The sequence below is a fragment of the Leptothoe sp. PORK10 BA2 genome (assembly GCF_034932105.1).
Classification (GTDB): Bacteria; Cyanobacteriota; Cyanobacteriia; order Phormidesmidales; family Phormidesmidaceae; genus Leptothoe.
This window is the reverse complement of the sequence record NZ_JAYGIG010000116.1, coordinates 13811-31973: the sequence shown is the minus strand read 5'-3', so window position 1 is coordinate 31973 and position 18163 is coordinate 13811. Positions and strand designations below refer to the sequence as shown.

Genomic DNA, 18163 nt, shown 5'->3' with positions numbered 1-18163 from the left:
CGGTGGTGTGGGGTCATCCTAAACACTGGTCAGGGCAGCTTTTTCAGCCTGGTGGGCTTGGTACTCCATGGCCTCTGGAATCACCTGATTTAAGTTGCCCGCCGTGAGGAAAATCACCAGATCGCCGGGTTGCAAAATGTCCGCCAGTTTAGATTTCACGTCGTCTAGGGTGGCTCCATAGGTCACCTGGGTATGGTGCTCGCCAATGGTACTGGTGATATCTTCCCCTGTAATACCCGAGGCATTGGCCTCTCCGGCACTGTAGACATCGGTGACAATTACCTGATCCGCATCGGCAAAGGCCGTGGCAAACTCCTGGAGCAGGGTGGTAATGCGACTGTAGCGATGGGGCTGGAACACAGCCACCACCCGCCGTTGGCTGACATTAGGCAACACCTCGGAGCTTTTGATCTTGGCCGCTGCTAAGGTAACTTTAATTTCGCTGGGGTGGTGGGCATAGTCATCGACAAACAGAATATTGTTGTGATAGCCGCGATGGTCAAACCGGCGTTTAGCACCGCCAAAGGTGGTCATGATGGTTGCGATCGCACCAAATTCTACCCCTAACCGACGAGCCACAGCAATGGCCGCCAGGGCATTACTCAGATTGTGTCGCCCCAAAATAGGCAGGCGTAACGTCCCCAGCCGCTCCCCCCGCTCCCAAATTTCAGCGGTGGTGCATTGGGCCGTTTCACATATATCCGTGGCAATGTAGTCAGCCCCCGACTCCTGGCGCAGGCTATAGGTCACCTTAGGCTGAATTTGCCGCAGCACCGTCTCACAATCTGCACTGCCAATCACCACATCACACTGGGTGGCAAAGTGCTGGAAAATTCCAACGACTTCCTCCAAGGTGCTGTAGTGATCGGGATGATCGAGCTCAATATTAGTAATGATGCCAATGGCAGCTGACAGCTTGACCAGGGAGCCATCGGACTCATCCGCCTCGGCCACCATATAGTCACTCGTACCCACATAGGCATTCCCCTGCCAAGCCGCCACCTCACCGCCGATCACAATGGATGGATCAATCCCGGCCTTCAGCAATAAATAGCCCACCATGCTGCTGGTGGTGGTCTTGCCATGGGTCCCCGCCACCGCAATCCCCTGGGCGTCATTCATCAACGCCGCCAAAATGTCAGATCGATGGAACATGGGACAGCCCGCATCCAGGGCCGCCTTATATTCAGGATTGCTCGGACCAATGGCCGTAGAACAGACCACCTGAGGCAAAATCCGAGTGTTTTCAGAATTGGAGCGGGTTACCTGGGCAATATTTTCCGCCTCTTGGCTCCAAAAAATGCGCACCCCATGGTCCTGAAGGCGTCGGGTAATGTGGGTTAAGCGCCGGTCAGACCCAGACACTGGGAGTTGCCGCTTTGCCAAGACATAGGCCAAGGCTGACATCCCAATACCACCAATACCAATAAAGTGAAATTGCCTGCCACTAAAATCTACTGCCCTTGGCATAAACTCACCTCACACACCACATACAGATATTTCAGGCGTATAATACCAGGAATTTATGGGATGGCTATACATCCGACCATCAGCCTCCATCGTTTTGCGCAGCTGAACTGAACCTTTCACGTAGCTAATCGCGTATTCCTACCCAACAATCAACTCAAAATCCCTCAGCCCGCCGGATCTTTCCCTGGGGATCAGCCCCCTGTAGGGTTTATCAGAATTTTATTCAGGTATTCCCAAGACGGACTTGTAAGCCAATACCGTGAGCAATTATACTTAATCTCAACAGTAGGACGATCATCCAATTGTTTGGGCTTCGGGGTTAACTGATCCCACAGATTTGACTGTGGCACTTCTGACCTCAGGTGGTCCAGGCAATGGGATATCATTGGGTTTGCACATGCAAACGCTAGTTTGACGCAGTTGTACGACAGAGGGTAAGCGCAGTGATTAGAGTAGCTATCAACGGTTTTGGACGTATTGGACGTAACTTCCTACGGTGTTGGTTGACCAGAGAAAATTCAGGCTTCGATATTGTTGCTATCAACAACACTTCCGATCCTAAAACAGCCTGTCATTTGCTCAAGTATGACTCCTTGCTGGGTCGTCTGGATGAAGATGTAACCTTTACCGACGACACAATTACCGTCGGTAATAAGACTATCAAGTGTTGTTCTGACCGTAACCCCAGCAATCTTCCCTGGGGTGCTTGGGACATTGACCTAGTGATTGAATCTACAGGTGTTTTTGTCAGCCAAGAAGGCGCTGGTCGTCATCTCGAAGCGGGTGCTAAGCAGGTGCTGATTACGGCCCCCGGAAAGGGTGCCAACATCGATACCTATGTTATCGGCGTTAATTCCGACGATTATGTTCATGGGAAGAACCCCATTATTAGCAACGCTAGCTGCACAACCAACTGCTTAGCCCCAGTGGTTAAGGTGATTCACGATTCCTTTGGCATCATCAAAGGCACCATGACCACCACCCACAGCTACACTGGCGACCAGCGCATTCTAGATGCTAGCCACCGCGACCTGCGTCGTGCCCGGGCCGCTGCCATTAACATCGTTCCCACCTCCACCGGTGCGGCCAAGGCTGTTGCCTTGGTGATCCCTGCCATGAAGGGCAAGCTGAACGGTATTGCCATGCGTGTACCCACCCCCAACGTATCTGTTGTGGACTTAGTGGTTCAGGTGGAGAAAAAGACCATCCAAGAAGAAGTCAATGAGGTCCTGAAGTCCGCTGCTGCGGGGCACATGAAGGGTGTTCTAGGCTATACCGAAGAGCCCCTAGTGTCCATTGACTATCGGAAAACCGATGATTCTTCCATCGTTGACTCCAGCCTCACCTTGGTGATGGATGGTGACATGGTTAAGATTGTTGCTTGGTATGACAACGAGTGGGGTTACAGCCAGCGTGTTGTTGACCTAGCTGAGCTTGTTGCGGCTAAGTGGCCTGGCTAAGTGACGTGGGTAAGTGAGTCTCTTCACTCGCTAACAAGCTCCCAGGGACTGAGGTGCCTGGGAGCTTTTTTAATCTGTCTGCTTAATACATTAGGATATGGGCATACTCGGCCAGAAATATCCGTGATTTTAGTCATTGCCCTATGCCATGGGGCCAAATCTATACTTTGACCGCCTCCTCTGTCTTTTCAGCAGAACGCCTGCTTTTTACCCCCACTGCATCCAATGCCGATGCTACTCCGGTGGTGTTTGCCTTTCCCAATGAATATACGGTTGGCATTACTAGCTTGGGCTACCAGGTAATTTGGGCGATGCTGGCCCAGCGTCGGGATCTGGCCGTGGGTCGTTTGTTTACTGATACTGCCGATAGCCTGCCCGCCGATCCTGAGCTGATGGGGTTCTCGGTGTCGTGGGAATTGGACTATATCAATATTTTGAATCTGCTAGAGCAGCAGCAGATTCCCATCCGGAGTTGCGATCGCACCCAGCATCACCCCCTCATCTTTGGCGGCGGCCCCGTCCTCACCGCTAACCCCGAACCCTTCGCCGACTTCTTCGATGTGGTGCTGCTAGGGGATGGGGAAGATCTGATTCCCACCTTTATTGACACCTATCAGTCGGTCCGGTCCGCCAGCCGCCCGGCCCAGCTATTGGCCCTGGCCCAAGTCCCCGGCATCTACATCCCTAGCCTGTATCAGCCGGTGTACGACACCCCCACCGGTCCCCTGAGCCGGGTGGAACCCGCCAACGGCGTACCGGCCCTAGTGAAAAAACAAACCTACCGGGGCAATGTGCTACTGGCCTCCACCGTGGTCACCGAAAAAGCCGCCTGGGAAAATATTTTTATGGTGGAAGTGGTGCGCAGTTGCCCAGAAATGTGTCGCTTTTGCCTGGCCAGCTACCTGACCCTGCCGTTTCGTACCGCTAGCCTGGATGAATCCCTGATTCCCGCCATCGAGCGGGGGCTACGGGTGACCAAACGCTTGGGGTTACTCGGGGCATCGGTCACCCAACACCCAGAATTTGATGACCTATTAGACTACATCAACCAACCGGCCTACGACGATGTGCGCTTGAGCATTGCCTCTGTCCGCACTAACACTGTGCATGAAAAACTGGCCAAAACCCTGGTCCACCATGGCACCAAATCCATCACCATTGCGGTGGAAAGTGGCTCGGAACGGGTGCGGGAAACCATTAATAAAAAACTGGCCACCGCTGATATCGAAAAGGCTGTGGTCAATGCTAAAGCAGGCGGGTTGAGCAGCGTCAAGCTCTATGGCATGGCGGGAATCCCTGGCGAAACTGAGGCGGACCTGGAGGCCACCGCCGCCATGATGTTACAGCTTAAAAAAGCGGCTCAGGGTCTACGCCTCACCCTCGGCTGCAGCACCTTTGTGCCCAAGGCCCATACGCCATTTCAGTGGTACGGCGTAAATTCAAAGGCTGAAAAACGCCTAAAATTTTTGCAAAAGGCTTTGCGATCGCAGGGCATCGACTTTAGACCCGAAAGCTATAGCTGGTCTGTTATTCAAACCCTAATTTCCCGAGGCGATCGCCGCATTAGCCAGCTCTTAGAACTCACCCGTTACTACGGCGACTCCCTAGGCAGCTATCGCCGTGCCTTCAAAGAACTGAAGGGGAAACTGCCCCCCCTAGACTTTTATGTCCATGCAGACTGGCCGACAGATCAGCCACTACCTTGGGACCACCTAGAAGGCCCCCTGCCCAAGGCCACCCTAATCAAGCATTTACAAGATGCTGAACATCACATGGACGAGCCCAGACTCAGTGGCTCATCGACTAAATGATGTGGCTTCGCTTGAATGCAGCCCAGCATAGACGCTTTGAGTAAAAAGCACCGACGATATCTTTTTCCAAAGGATAAATGGCAGGGTAATGGGCCACAAGACGGTAGTCACAACGATAAATACCCAATTGATGACACTCGTCTTTGAAGCAGCTGTATCCCTAAAAAACGCGGAAATTGCAATTAAAAAGGTTGCAGCAGCAGGCAATACGTAGTAGAGGTAGCTCATAATCAATCAGCCCAAAGCCTAGATAAAGATCAAGAGTTCAAACACACAAACGTAAAAAGGCTTCTTACATCACACTTTCCAGACCTAATTAAGGAGGAGCTGGGAGCCAATTCCATGTTCTTACTTTATATCTCAAAGACTGTGCCGCCTGTAAAGCTGACATCTGGGATACATCAATGGTAAGGATGTCTTTGCCGCGACGAACTAAGTCATGACGATAGGTCTGATCATAGTACATCAAGATAATGGCGGCAGCGGCGGCAAGTTCACCCCTCTTAATATGTTCCACAGCTTCCTGGGTACGCAGCCCCCCTAAGCGCTTTTGTAGGCGCTCCGTAGCGGCAATTAGCTCCGCTGGCATAGCCTGACCATAAACATCCACCAAGATCTCTAAACGCTCGGCCTTGGAACGAATCACCTCCAGGGTAGGGGCCGCTTCCATCTGGGCCATGGTTTCCGGCGGCACCCGACAGGTCCCCACCTGAGAGCTTTCCGCTTCAATCCACACGGTGCGGTGCGGGTCAAACCCCACCCACTGCTCAGCAATCAGATTTTCATAGTGCTCCGTACTGGGCTGGGGAGGCATCATGAGGGCACCATAGCTGCTGCCGCGATGGTTCGCCAAGCCTTCCAAGTCTAAAACCTGTTCCCCTAAGCCTTTAAGGGCATGGAGAATATCGGTTTTACCGGTGCCAGTCATGCCCCCGACTACAATCACCGATCGAGGGGTGGCCAGGGTGGTCCTCACCCATTGCCGAAAAGACTTGTACCCCCCGGCCAGCAGGCTGACCTCCAAACCACTGGTCTCCAACAGCCAGCCTACGGACCCACTGCGCATCCCCCCCCGCCAGCAGTGGACCCGCACCTGGCGTTCAGGCGCTAAGGCCTTGGCCTGCTTTACCAGCTTGACCATTTTAGGCCCCACCAGCTCCAGACCCAGCTCAATGGCCGTCTCCTTACCCTGCTGTTTGTAACAGGTCCCGACTTGCGCCCGTTCTGCATCAGAAAACAGGGGAAAGCTCACGGCACTGGGCAAATGGCCTTGGCCATACTCTCCCGGACTACGGACATCCAAAATTGGCCCCTGGGCCTGCCAGAAATCATCAATAGGGAGTAGCTGGGTCACCGTGGTATTGCGTAAAGAAAAAACTCAAAACCCTAAAAACCAGGGCATCCCCACGGGGCTTAACGCCTAGTTATATCACCCTTTGATTGTAAAAGGTCCTTGCCCCCCGACCACAGGGACCACATCGCCAATGGCACAGCTATGGACATATCCCTGGCGCTGTAGGGCCGCTAAACAGTGACTGGCATTTGATTGGGGAATGGCCGCCAACAGACCGCCCGACGTTTGGGGGTCAAATAATAGGGGATAGAGGGGGTGGGTCCCATGGGCCTGGGCATTGTGTAGTTGGCGTTCGATCTGTTGATTACGCTGGTGGAGGGAACTGCGATAGCCCCATCCCAAACAAGCCTCAACTCCCGGTAGCACGGGTAAGGTGTCTAGACTCAGGGTCATCCCCAGACCCTGCCCCGGAGGCAGCATTTCATTCAAATGGCCCAACAGACCAAACCCCGTGACATCAGTACAGGCCACGACACCATGGGCACGGAAACACTGGGCGGCCAAATGGTTGGACTGCACCATACTGGCAACGGCAGTGTCGATCCAACGGCCCTTGGCCGCCCGCTGCATATCCGCAGTGAACAGCACTCCAGTCCCTAGGGGCTTGGTCAAAATCAGACTGAGGCCAGGGCGCAGATTTTGCTTGGTTAACACCTGGTCCGGAGCCACCCATCCGTTGCAGGCAAAGCCTAGGGACAGCTCTGGCCCTTCGGTGGTATGGCCTCCCACCAGCCAGGTTTGGGACGGGGCCAAGGCGCGGTAGGTCCCGGACATCAGCTGATACAGGGTCTCGGTTTGGATGGCATCTGTGCCATAGGGTAAGGTGGCCAGGGCCAGCACGGTTTGGGGGGTGGCCCCCATGGCATAGAGGTCACTCAGGCAGTGATTGACACAGATTTGGGCGAAGACATAGGGGTCGTCCACTAGGGCGCGAAACTGATCTACGGTGTGGACTGCCAACTTACCTGCCGGTAACGCCACCACCGCCGCATCATCGGGGGTCTCCAGCCCCACCTGCACTGGGTTAGGCCACTGATCCATCTGGGGAAAATCTGCCCTAGCCCGACCTAAGGCACGGCTCAGCACCGAGCTACTGACTTTTGACCCACATCCCGCACAGGGGGGGGCCATGGTTCCCTGGGATGGGGCCGAGGCCGATAATTTTGGCGATGATTGGGGGCCGCTGCTCTCCATGGCTGGAAATCGCTCAAACAGCGCCATAAAATTGGCGTCGATTTTATGTTTCCAGCGGCGAAACCAGATGGACTCGGCCGACCACCGCCCTCGGGAGGCAATGGCCCCCCCGGTGCCAAGATCGATAATGTTGAGGAACTGACGCTGGGGCTTAAAGGGCTTGAGGGGCTGCCCCGACAGGTAGCGCTGCAGGTTGTGATAGAGGGGAGGCCCCTGACGCACGGCAAACACCCCAGCCTTGGGTCGGGGATGGTTCGCCATGGTGGCCACATCCCCCACGGCAAATACGTTGGCATGGGAAAGGGTTTGGAGGGTATCTCCGACCAAAATGAAGCCGTCTTTGTCCGTGGTCAGACCGGTGTGGGCCAGCCAGGGGGCCGCGCTGGCATTGGTCACCCAGAACACGCGATCGCACTGCACCCGCAACCCTGACTCACAGCACACCTGAACTTTTTCTGGGCAGGGGCCTAGGCCCGGTGCAGCTGCCAAGTCAGGGGCCAAGGGCTCCAGGGCACAGACGGATTCTGACAGGTGGGTGTGGATATTGCGATCGCGAAAAATCTGAGCCAACTGACGCTGGGTGGCACGGCTACGCCCCGTGGCCAACTGGCCCCGCCGATGGAATATATGTACCTCCGTCCCCTGCCCCACCAGCTGCTGCAGCCGCACCTGCATATTGAGGGCCAGTTCCACTCCCCCCACCCCGCCGCCCACAATGCCAATGGTGGCGGATTCCGCCCCCTCTAGGCTTTGCAAATAGGTGTGCCAAGCCCGCAGTAAATGGGGCACCGGCTTGGCTGCAATGGCATACTCCTTAGCCCCTGGCACCGCCACCGTTCCCGGCGTACTCCCAATATCAATTGAAAGGGCATCGTAACCCATGGGCGGATGGTGGCGGCAGTGGATGAGCTGCTGATCCGCATCAATATTCACCACCTCATCCATGATCAACCGGCAGTTGGCAAACCGGGTGAGGGGCCGCAGATCGATGTGGGACTGGTCAAAGTCGTACAGCCCCGAGATATGACAGGGCAACATACCTGAATAGGGGGTATCCACCAGGTTAGTAATCAGCGTCAGCCTTACCCCTGGGGGCAGCCCCCCCATGCCAATTTTCCGTAGCACAATGGCATGGGTGTGTCCGCCCCCGACAAAAAATAAATCCGTATGAATCGATCTTGCGGCCTGCATGCTACCTGGGATGTCTATAACGGGGCAATTCTCAACGGTACCAGCCGCGCCCATTAGAGATAACAGAAAACCCTGGAGGATGGGTGATTTTTTCCTGAGAAATTTATCCCGTCACCAGTTCTTGAAAGCGTGGATCGTCCTTTAAGTGGTTAAAGGTCACTTCCTGACTGGCCATGGCAATCCATTGATCAGGGTTGAGGGCCACCGCTTTTTGCAATGCCAGCAGGGCAAATTCATCCACCTGCATCTGGGCATGGCAGTAAGCCTTGAGATACCAGGCTAAATCCAGCTCCATGTTGAGGGCCACGGCTTGGTTAAAATTTGCGATCGCAGGCTGAAAATCCGCCAACATCATCAGCGCCAATCCTCGCCGCACCCAGGCTGCGCAATAATCTGCCTGTAGCTCAATTACTTTGTCGTAACATGCGATCGCGTTTTGCGACTGTCCCTGCTCATCAAACGCCATCCCCTGGCGATACCACTGATCCGGATCCTGCAACTGTTCATTCATCGGTCCCATCCAAACCAAACGCCTCCATAGCCAAGACACCCCAGACTGCCATCTCTATTTATTACAGTCAACAAAAAATAACGTTGTGTTTACTTTAGAGAAGTTATAGGCAATCTAAACAAATTGATGTACATTATCGAGCAATGTCGCAACCAGGCCCCCAGCGCCACCCAAGCGCCCCAGGGAACCATCAGTTCAGAAGGCTACAAATTCGTCGTTCACCGTACCAGTCATTGGCAAATGGCTCTAAGAATGGCCCTCTTATCTCCGCTGTCCCACAGCCCAGCCAATCACAGCTCCAATTACATCAATCTCCCCGACTATTGCCACCAGGCTAGAAAAAGTTTAAACCACCCACCCTTTTTAGTTTTCTAGACAGTAGATATATGCATCAGAGTTCTGCAAAATCCACTTCTATCAGAGGGTTTACCCGGGCTCTCATGGATTATTGGCAACGTGGTCGGCAGTCCCGTCGGCAACGTCCAGGGAACCGTTCAAGCATCTATGTCAGGTGCTTGTTGCTAGGGGGGCTATCCCTATGGACGATCACAGGTCTGGTCCTACCCGCCCAGCGTAAATCCGCCAAAGCAGCTGAGATTCAGCTAGCTAGAGCGACCAGTCCCTGGAGTTTTGCCTCATTTCCAGTAGAAAATTTCCAAGCCTACACCTCTCCCTTTGGCTATCGCCAATCCCCCTACGGTGGAGAACAGTTTCATTACGGGTTAGACATTGCTGCTCCCCTCGGTAGCTATATCCGCAACTGGTGGGAAGGCGAAGTGATCGAAGTTTCAGATGACAGCGCCTGTGGAACATCCGTGGTGATTGCATCGGGTGACTGGGTCCACATCTACTGCCACATGCAAGGCTATGTCACCCAAGAAAGCGGCAGACGGGTGATGGTGGATCCCGACGGCAACATACGCATTTGGGAAGGGGCCAGCATCAGCACCGGCCAACCCATTGGGCGGGTGGGTATGACCGGACGCACCACAGGTCCCCATCTCCACTGGGGTCTCAAGTTTGAGAGTAGCTGGGTAGATCCCGCCATGGTGCTACGAGCCATGTATGACGACCAACAGACTATCCGATAGATCCCCAGCAGATTACTCGCAGTTCATCGGGGGCAATAGACTTTCCCATCAGGGTTTCGCCTCTGCCCAGTGTGATGATCTGAACTGTCTAGGCGTTATGATCTGCAGCACAATCCATGGGCCAGCCAAAATGTTATCGTCTACGTAAAGCCATCCTTGCGAGTGGCTGGGTACATTACAACCACACGCTTGCTGAGTACATTACAGCCGTACCCCTGTTCGACAACCTCCTAACTACCTATGACTGCTCCAACGTCTGAATCTGAAAACACTCGCGCTGTTCTTCGCTCCCAAGAGCCAGAATCACAGTTCGAACTTCCTTGGAACCGTGAAGGCGAGTTCGAGATAGAAGCCCTCATTGTCAGTCAAAGTAAGAGTGATCTGCTGGTCAAAGTCCAAACTGACCACGGTGAGAATCACTTGACCATTTCAGGATTTTTACCAGGCCGGGTTTCAGGTCAGCGCTGGCGCTTAGAATGCGTGCGTTCTTCCGGCAGTATTGAACTCCTGGATGGTGAACCCCTCGAATAGCCGCCACCCATAATCATCGTCCTCAGGCCGTTCAGCAGCCAGGACTGGAAACTAGTAGCTAACTAACGTGGCTAAATAACGTTAAAACCAACAATATTGCCCCGGCCAAAAGCAAGGGCAATATTGTTGGTTTTAACGTTTAGTGGAAACCATTGGCTAACTTGGTAACGAAACCGCTGGACCGACGCACCTCACCCAAAAACCACCGACTACTTGGCCGAGGGGATATTGATATACTCGCCCACGATGCCACGGAACTCTTCACCGTCGATGGTTTCTTTTTCCACTAGTCGATCTACTAAGCGATCTAATAGCGGGCGGTTATTTTTCAACATTGAACGGGCTTTGGCATAGGATGCCATGGCGAGCTCTCGCACCTGCTGATCGATCTTGGCTGCCATCTCTTCCGAATATTCTGAGCGCTGCATCAGGTCACTACGCCCAAGGAACACGGCACTGCTGGGGGATTCCATCGCAAATACCCCCAGTTCCGACATGCCAAACCGGGTAATCATCTGACGGGCAATATTGGTCACCTGTTGGATATCGTTAGCCGCACCCTGGGTCACTTCATCCGCACCAAACACGATTTCTTCGGCCGCCCTCCCCCCCAGGGCCATGGTAATGCGGTCAATTAGCTCACCATAGGAAATCAACCCGTCGTCCACCCGGTCCTCCTTGGGCAGATAGCTGGCAAATCCTCCTATACCGCCGGAGCGAGGAATAATGGTCACCTTGGCCAGTGGGTCCGAATGCTTCAACATGGTGCTCACCAAGGCATGGCCCACTTCGTGGTAGGCAATCAACCGTTTCTTCTTGGTATCCAGTAGAGGAGTAAGGGTCAGACCAATGGTGAGGCGATCGATGGCGTCATCAATTTCCTCCATGGTGACAGCATCTTTACGACGACGGGCCGTTAGAATGGCCGCCTCATTCAGCAGGTTAGCCAACTGGGCCCCCGAGAACCCCGGCGTCCGCCGAGCAATGGCATCCAGATTCACATCATCGGCTATTTTTTTATCCCGCGCATGGACATCCAAAATACCCAGACGGCCTTTATAGCTGGGCAAATCAACGGTGATTTGACGATCAAATCGGCCGGGGCGTAACAATGCAGCATCCAAGACATCGGGGCGGTTAGTTGCGGCAATTACAATGGTGCCACCGTTCCCCTCAAAGCCATCCATTTCGGTCAGCAACTGGTTCAGGGTTTGTTCCCGTTCGTCATTTCCACCGCCAATGCCAGCGCCACGCTGCCGACCCACTGCATCAATTTCATCAATAAAAACGATACAGGGGGAGTTTTCCTTGGCTTTTTTAAACAGGTCACGGACCCGGGAAGCCCCCACACCGACAAACATTTCGACAAACTCAGAGCCCGAAATACTAAAGAACGGCACCCCCGCTTCTCCGGCAATCGCCTTGGCTAGGAGGGTTTTGCCCGTTCCGGGCTGCCCAATCAGGAGTACCCCTTTAGGAATGCGGGCGCCAATGGCAGTAAATTTTTCAGGATTTTTGAGAAATGTAACCACTTCCTGCAATTCTTCCTTTGCCTCTTCAATCCCGGCCACATCGTCAAACATCACCCCGGTTTTGGCATCCATCTGGAAGCGGGCTCGAGAACGGCCAAAGTTCATGGCACCGTTGGCGGAATTGGCAGATCGGCGCAGAATCATCAATAGGGCAAATACTACCACCAGGGCCAGCAAAGCATTGACGGCTAAACCGGTTAGGGCACTATTGTCTGAGCTTTCTAATACTTCGTAGTCAACACCGCTACTGCGCAGCTTTTGTAACAGGTTCTGATTGTCCACATCGTTGGCAAACAGGGTGACAGGCTGTAGGGGGTCACTGTCTTCCTGCCCCTTCAGTCGAACATTAGCCACCCTCCGCAGGTTATCTAGCTCTACCCGCTGTACCTCGCCCTGGTCGAGCTTTTCTAGCAGTTGTCCATAGGTAATTTGGGGTACCTCCTCCCCCTCCCCCTCCTGAGCCGATGCGGGCAGCGCCCCTACCAAAGGAGCGGCTATTAGACTTTGCAGCACAAACCAGCCAATGGCTAAGGTGCGGGTCGCCCGGCGACTAAATAGGGATGGGGTGGCGGAGGGGTGGGTGGATTTATTCATACAAAAGAAACGTACGACTAGAAATTAACTTAGGGGATATGGCTGCTAACGGCTTGACAAGATTTGCTAAATCAATGTTCTCAGTTTAGCGCCCTAGTCTGTTAGTTGGCATGTGCCTGTTAACATGCCCAAGCGCTGCAATGGCGTTCTAGTGCCTAGGCTGCTAGTCAGCAACCCCCAAGTGCCACAACGGCATTTTGGCCGCCAAACCCGAAGCTACTGCATAGCACATGGTTTATGGTCCTGGGGGGGTGGCCGCTCCCTTGGGCAGAGTTCAGGACAAAATTGAGGTCATACTCCGGCTGATGCAGTCCCACACTGGGGGGCAAACACTGCTGCTGCAGGCTGAGCAAACTAAAAACGGTACCGATGAGCCCCGCTGCGCCCAGGGTATGGCCAGTGGCTCCCTTGGTGGAGCTAATGGCAGCCGCCGGAAACAACTGCTGGATCATGTGGGCCTCGTTGGCATCATTTAATCGGGTGCCGGTGCCATGGGTATGGACATAGTCAATATCTTTTGGGTGTAAACCGCTACGCTGCAGACATTGACGGGCCACGGCCACGGTATCTTCTGGACGGGAAGAACTAATGTGATAGGCGTCATTGCTGAGGCCAAACCCCAGTATTCGACCATAGGCGGACTTACCAAAAGTCCTACCTGAGGCCATGGCCTTAGTTTCTAGAACTACAGCCGCTGCGCCTTCCCCCAGGACTAAACCGTTGCGATCGCAATCAAACGGATAGCACCCCTGGGTCGCCATCGCCCCCATCCGCCGAAAGCCCGTCAGCGTTAGGGGAGTAATGGGCGCATCCACCGCCGCCACCACCACCCGGTCACATTGTCCCGCCTGCAAGAGCATGTAGCCCTGAAACAGCGCCCAGAGCCCTGTGGCACAGGCTGCCATCGGGGCCAGCACCGGCCCCCGACTGCCTACCATCTGGGCCACTTGTCTCGACAAACTGCAGGGCAACGCCGTCAGCCAATGGTCTAGGGACAGATCTCCCCGGCCCATGGCCTCCCAACGGTTCAAATAGCTGCGGCTGGAACCCACCACCACCCCACAGTCAAGACCAGGCTCAAGCGCGGCCTTAAGATCAGGCTTAAGACCATCCGATACCGGTGACATCAACCCAGCATCGGCTAGGGCAGCAGCCACCGCCGCCAAAATTAAGCTGTCCGGATCGGCGGGCAGTTTATCCGTCATGGCCAGAGGTACTGGCGGCAGGGAGGGGAAGGGTTGGCGTAGTGCGATCGCACTTTTCCCCGCCAATAAACCGGACCAAGTAGCCTGGGCCGTAGCCCCCAAGGCCGTCCGCAAACCAATGCCGGTCACAACGACATCAACCATCGGCATCAACCATGGGCTAAATCACAGCACCACCCCAGCAACCAGACCCAGAGCTACTGGGTCACCAGCTTATCCAACCCCTCAGTCACCGTAGCTGACTCAATCACATCGCCTTGCTGAATCGCATCCACCACATCCAGTCCTTCAGTCACGTACCCAAAGACGGCATAGCTACCATCCAAAAAAGGTAGATCCGCCAGGGCAAAATAAAACTGAGCTGAGGCCGAATCCGGAAATTGGGACCGAGCCATCGCCAAGGCACCATGGGTATGCTGCAGGGCCGGTTTAGCCGATTCACCAGCAGCCTCAAAGGTTTGACTATAGATTGGCTGATCTGCGCCCGCTGGCGTAATTTCTAAGGGAATAAAGCGCTTTTCCTGGGTATCCGGATCAACAAAACCACCGGTTCCCAGCTGCTGAACCGGCACCGATGGATCCGTACTTTGGGGATCTCCCCCCTGCACCACAAACGGTTGAGGTTCACGAACTACCCGATGAAACACCGTGCCATCGTAGACACCCCGCTCTACCAAATCCACAAAATTACCCGCCGTAATCGGTGCTTGGGTCCCATCCACCTCAACCACAACCCGCTCTCCGTTGATCACAAACTCCACCGTAGCCTTGCCCTGAAGCTGTGCCAGGCCGGACGGTATGGCTGTTGCCGTCAGCTCGGCTGGGGGGGCAGCAGCTTCCGTGGGCGCAGCGACTGACTCCGATGGCTCGCTCACCCCAGCCGTACAGCTCACCATCAACAATCCCACAACCAACCCAATGGCCCATCTGATGCGGAAACCCAAAATCATGATGATTACTCCCTTCATTTTTATTTAAAGGCACCATATCTTGTAACAGGCAAACGGCCCGTTCAAGAGGGATAGCACCAGACCAAAATAATAACGACGGCTCGACGGCCGCCCGCTGCAAGGCCTGCTCTACAAGCCCTCTAGGGGAACCTGCAAAAAACGAGCCAGTTCAGCTCCCTGGTTTTCCAAAGCCGCCAGGGACATCGGTTGACCAACACGGGTCAGGGGGATATCGCCCTTGCCCTTAACCTTCAGGTAAAGTGCCCGTTTAGGACTCAAGCCTTCTCGAATATCCACCCGAACCGCCGTAATCGATGACAGTGGATATCTAAAGTCAATCGTGCGATTCTTACCTGGAAATCCCCAGCGAAAGATCTGGGCTTCCTCAGCTTCCTTGTCAAATTGGTTGAAGCCACCCCCCACATTCCAAAAAGATATGAGCCAGAGGTACAGCGACAGCAACAGAGCCGCTGTGCCATAGAAACACATCACAATACCCTGGGGAATAAAGATCAGCTGGGTAGGGTCAGCAAAGGGCAGCAGATTCATCCCTGTATAGCTAGAGATGCCTGCTAGGACAAAACCGGTGCCCCCAATGGTCGTCACTAACGCCCACCAGTAATTGCTCCAACGGCGTGAACCTAAAATTTCACGACGCAGCACAGTATCTTGATCAGTTGCGTCAGAGACAGTTGCTTTGGAAACAGCCATGTTAATTAGAAAAATTGTGTTGTACAGGCCTGGCATACTGAACCATGGTCAGTACGGCCCAGCCATCAACTTAGATTCAGAGGACATCAAATCAGCCTAGGCAATTAGAGTAGCAAACAGCATGACTCTAAACCGTAAAAGTTATCCCCTTGGGGCAAACGGTGACCAAGGACTGGGCTAGCCGCCCACCTCTCCGTTTTAACAGCCCAATGTTTTATCAGGCTATCAAGCTTTTTAGGTCAATCAACCTCTTTACTACAAATATCTTCACCTTGGCTGTTCACCTTAATAATTTTATCTAAACAAAAAGCAAAAACAGCCCTGTACCCAGTCTTTCAAAAGTCTACAGATTCTGATAGGATCACTTTAACTTTTGCAACGTTCAAAACCCGCTGCTGATACCCAACTGAGCCAGGGTTCATAGGCTCGTTGATTGGTTTCGCATATATCTGTTAACTGTTTTAATAAGAGGACTCCATGACCAGTCAGCCCGACCGCGTGGTTCTAATTGGTGTTGCCGGTGATTCAGGATGTGGAAAATCTACATTTTTGAAGCGCCTCAGCGATCTTTTCGGCGAAGAATTCATGACTGTCATCTGCCTAGATGACTACCACAGTTTAGATCGTAAGCAGCGCAAAGTAGCTGGGGTGACGGCTCTCAACCCTAAAGCAAACAACTTTGATTTGATGTACGAACAAATCAAAGATCTAAAAGCAGGGCATGCGATTGATAAGCCGATTTATAACCACGAAACCGGTTTACTTGATCCACCCGAACGCATTGAGCCCAATCACGTCATTGTGATTGAAGGTCTACATCCTCTCTACGATGAGCGTGTACGGGGACTGCTGGACTTCAGCGTCTATCTCGACATTAGCGACGAAGTCAAAATTGCCTGGAAAATTCAGCGCGATATGGCCGAGCGGGGTCACACCTACGAAGATATCTTGGCCTCTATCCAAGCCCGCAAGCCGGATTTTGAGGCTTATATCGACGTCCAGAGACAGTACGCTGATATCGTTCTACAGGTTCTGCCCACTAACCTAATCAAGGACGACACAGATCGCAAGATTTTACGGGTTCAAATGATTCAGAAGGAAGGTGTAGAAGGTCTAGAACCTGCCTACCTATTTGATGAGGGCTCCACCATCAACTGGGTGCCCTGTGGGCGGAAACTCACCTGCTCCTACCCTGGCATTCGCTTGGCCTACGGTCCCGATAGCTACATGGGTAACGAAGTCTCAATTCTCGAAATTGATGGCCAGTTCGAGAAGCTGGAGGAGCTGATCTATGTTGAAGAGCACCTCAGTAACATCTCTACCCGCAGTTACGGTGAAATGACTGAACTGCTGTTGAAGCATCGGGAATATCCCGGCTCCAATAACGGTACAGGATTGTTTCAAGTGCTGGTAGGCCTCAAAATGAGGGCTGCCTATGAGCGCTTAACCAGCTCAGTAGCAGGCCAAGTAGCCGTCGTAGCCTAAGTACGGCGATTAAGGCGATTAAATAGTAGGATTAATCAAAAATCCGTTTTGCTACTTTGTAGCAAAACGGATTTTTGACTCCCATGCTTAAGCTGGTCAAGCAAATATTTCAGAACTTATCAGGGTAGTAGTTTTAATATGGGCCATTATGTGGGCCATATATTAGTGAGTTGGCAGGTTGACAGACCCCTGCGTAGATCAGTGCCCAGAACACTGTAATGCTCTAGTATTTAGGTGGGAATGCTATATTGACTGCCGTGACTTTATAGAAATTAATGTAGTGGCCATGGTGGCTACAGTTGTTTAGGCTTCTGCTCAGAGAGCAAAAAGGCTCTAGAAAAAGAGGTTAGCCCCATTGCATAAAGCTGAATAGCAAGGGAAAATCCTGAAGGCCTTGGTTACTGACAGAATAGTGACAATAACCAATCTATTGACGGCCTGATTTTTTTCCAAGATTTATCATTTCATGGTTAGCATGGCTTCAGGTTCTCACCTTAGCAGTATTCTTATCGTCGAAGATAGTCAAGGTCGACGGGAAATTGTCCTAGATAGTTCTGTCTATTCAGTGGGTCGGGATGTGAAGTGTGACATTCGTTTGGCTTCACAGTTTGTTTCCAGGCATCACGCCACGTTAGTACAACTGCCTAAGGACGATGAAACCTACTATTACCGAATTGTTGACGGTAATCTCAAGGGTAAGCCCAGCGCCAATGGCATGTTAATCAACGGCCGCAAGCTCCAGGCCCATGACTTGAAAAACGAGGATGAAATCGTTTTTGGCCCCCAGGCACGGGCTATTTATTACCAACTGAAACGGGATACCACATCCACGGTCCCCCCGGATGAATTTGACATTACCCTCATCAGCCCCAACATGATTGATGAGGACGACATTGATCAGGACGAAGAAAATGATCAGGACAAAGAAAACTCGTAGGGTAAAAGCTTAAGAGTCAAAAATGACATCTACACCACACCCAAGTTGACCCCAAGTTGAAAGGGGTGGGTTCTAGTACAGCCAAATGCCCCCTTTGAAGGTAGAGCAGGCTGGTTTAATCCATCACTTCCGGCGG

The 18163-nt window shown here is 53.1% G+C and carries 14 protein-coding genes; 6 read left to right on the top strand and 8 right to left on the bottom strand.

The features are described from left to right. Positions 1-18: 18 nt before the first annotated feature. Entirely contained in the window at positions 19-1470 is a 1452-nt protein-coding gene (gene murC, locus VB741_RS16675; protein WP_323366317.1) for a UDP-N-acetylmuramate--L-alanine ligase, read from the bottom strand. 443 nt (positions 1471-1913) lie between these two features. Here murC and VB741_RS16670 point away from each other — a divergent pair, with 443 nt between their 5' ends. Together VB741_RS16670 and VB741_RS16665 are read left to right on the top strand one after the other, a co-directional pair. Next, positions 1914-2930 (top strand): type I glyceraldehyde-3-phosphate dehydrogenase, encoded by a 1017-nt coding sequence (locus VB741_RS16670; RefSeq protein WP_323366316.1) that lies wholly within the window; start codon positions 1914-1916, stop codon positions 2928-2930. 143 nt (positions 2931-3073) lie between these two features. Then, positions 3074-4741, top strand: coding sequence for a B12-binding domain-containing radical SAM protein (locus VB741_RS16665; protein ID WP_323366315.1), 1668 nt, complete (start codon positions 3074-3076; stop codon positions 4739-4741). Between the two features lie 316 nt (positions 4742-5057). Here the strand turns inward: VB741_RS16665 and mnmH are convergent, their stop codons facing one another. The 3 genes from mnmH to VB741_RS16650 all read right to left on the bottom strand — a co-directional run bounded on the left by mnmH (position 5058) and on the right by VB741_RS16650 (position 8991). Next, on the bottom strand, positions 5058-6095 hold the full coding sequence (mnmH, locus tag VB741_RS16660; RefSeq protein ID WP_323366314.1) for a tRNA 2-selenouridine(34) synthase MnmH: 1038 nt from the start codon (positions 6093-6095) through the stop codon (positions 5058-5060). A gap of 75 nt (positions 6096-6170) precedes the next feature. Continuing rightward, positions 6171-8480 (bottom strand): selenide, water dikinase SelD, encoded by a 2310-nt coding sequence (gene selD / locus VB741_RS16655; RefSeq protein WP_323366313.1) that lies wholly within the window; start codon positions 8478-8480, stop codon positions 6171-6173. Between the two features lie 103 nt (positions 8481-8583). Further along, positions 8584-8991 carry a tetratricopeptide repeat protein gene (locus VB741_RS16650; RefSeq protein ID WP_323366312.1) on the bottom strand — a complete coding sequence of 136 codons (408 nt, stop codon included), beginning with the start codon at positions 8989-8991 and terminating at the stop codon, positions 8584-8586. A gap of 440 nt (positions 8992-9431) precedes the next feature. On the opposite strand from VB741_RS16650, the gene VB741_RS16645 reads away from it, so the two are divergent. Both VB741_RS16645 and VB741_RS16640 read left to right on the top strand, forming a co-directional pair. After that, positions 9432-10082, top strand: coding sequence for a M23 family metallopeptidase (locus VB741_RS16645; RefSeq protein WP_323366311.1), 651 nt, complete (start codon positions 9432-9434; stop codon positions 10080-10082). A 240-nt stretch (positions 10083-10322) separates the two neighbouring features. Then, entirely contained in the window at positions 10323-10613 is a 291-nt protein-coding gene (locus tag VB741_RS16640) for a hypothetical protein (protein ID WP_323366310.1), read from the top strand. Positions 10614-10822: 209 nt separating this feature from the next. On the opposite strand, the gene ftsH is transcribed toward VB741_RS16640, so the two are convergent. From ftsH to VB741_RS16620, 4 genes are all read right to left on the bottom strand, one after another. Then, complete coding sequence (ftsH, locus tag VB741_RS16635; RefSeq protein WP_323366309.1) at positions 10823-12739, bottom strand: ATP-dependent zinc metalloprotease FtsH; 1917 nt, start codon at positions 12737-12739, stop codon at positions 10823-10825. A 167-nt stretch (positions 12740-12906) separates the two neighbouring features. After that, positions 12907-14088 carry a beta-ketoacyl-ACP synthase gene (locus VB741_RS16630; RefSeq protein ID WP_323366308.1) on the bottom strand — a complete coding sequence of 394 codons (1182 nt, stop codon included), beginning with the start codon at positions 14086-14088 and terminating at the stop codon, positions 12907-12909. A 53-nt stretch (positions 14089-14141) separates the two neighbouring features. Further along, positions 14142-14894, bottom strand: coding sequence for a peptidylprolyl isomerase (locus tag VB741_RS16625; protein ID WP_323366307.1), 753 nt, complete (start codon positions 14892-14894; stop codon positions 14142-14144). Between the two features lie 129 nt (positions 14895-15023). After that, positions 15024-15605, bottom strand: coding sequence for a photosystem I assembly protein Ycf4 (locus tag VB741_RS16620; protein WP_323366306.1), 582 nt, complete (start codon positions 15603-15605; stop codon positions 15024-15026). 477 nt (positions 15606-16082) lie between these two features. Between VB741_RS16620 and VB741_RS16615 the strand changes: the two genes are divergently transcribed. Together VB741_RS16615 and VB741_RS16610 are read left to right on the top strand one after the other, a co-directional pair. After that, positions 16083-17090, top strand: a complete 1008-nt coding sequence (locus tag VB741_RS16615; protein WP_323366305.1) for a phosphoribulokinase — start codon at positions 16083-16085, stop codon at positions 17088-17090. Between the two features lie 475 nt (positions 17091-17565). Continuing rightward, positions 17566-18027, top strand: a complete 462-nt coding sequence (locus VB741_RS16610; protein ID WP_323366304.1) for an FHA domain-containing protein — start codon at positions 17566-17568, stop codon at positions 18025-18027. Positions 18028-18163: the final 136 nt, after the last annotated feature.

Excerpts from the sequence above, each read along its gene's own strand:
- VB741_RS16650 (WP_323366312.1), bottom strand. The coding sequence starts at position 8,991 with ATGAATGAACAGTTGCAGGATCCGGATCAGTGGTATCGCCAGGGGATG.
- VB741_RS16665 (WP_323366315.1), top strand. The coding sequence starts at position 3,074 with ATGCCATGGGGCCAAATCTATACTTTGACCGCCTCCTCTGTCTTTTCA.
- VB741_RS16625 (WP_323366307.1), bottom strand. The coding sequence starts at position 14,894 with ATGATTTTGGGTTTCCGCATCAGATGGGCCATTGGGTTGGTTGTGGGA.
- murC (WP_323366317.1), bottom strand. The coding sequence starts at position 1,470 with ATGCCAAGGGCAGTAGATTTTAGTGGCAGGCAATTTCACTTTATTGGT.
- VB741_RS16615 (WP_323366305.1), top strand. The coding sequence starts at position 16,083 with ATGACCAGTCAGCCCGACCGCGTGGTTCTAATTGGTGTTGCCGGTGAT.
- VB741_RS16630 (WP_323366308.1), bottom strand. The coding sequence starts at position 14,088 with ATGGTTGATGTCGTTGTGACCGGCATTGGTTTGCGGACGGCCTTGGGG.
- VB741_RS16620 (WP_323366306.1), bottom strand. The coding sequence starts at position 15,605 with ATGGCTGTTTCCAAAGCAACTGTCTCTGACGCAACTGATCAAGATACT.
- selD (WP_323366313.1), bottom strand. The coding sequence starts at position 8,480 with ATGCAGGCCGCAAGATCGATTCATACGGATTTATTTTTTGTCGGGGGC.
- VB741_RS16645 (WP_323366311.1), top strand. The coding sequence starts at position 9,432 with ATGGATTATTGGCAACGTGGTCGGCAGTCCCGTCGGCAACGTCCAGGG.
- ftsH (WP_323366309.1), bottom strand. The coding sequence starts at position 12,739 with ATGAATAAATCCACCCACCCCTCCGCCACCCCATCCCTATTTAGTCGC.
- VB741_RS16640 (WP_323366310.1), top strand. The coding sequence starts at position 10,323 with ATGACTGCTCCAACGTCTGAATCTGAAAACACTCGCGCTGTTCTTCGC.
- VB741_RS16610 (WP_323366304.1), top strand. The coding sequence starts at position 17,566 with ATGGCTTCAGGTTCTCACCTTAGCAGTATTCTTATCGTCGAAGATAGT.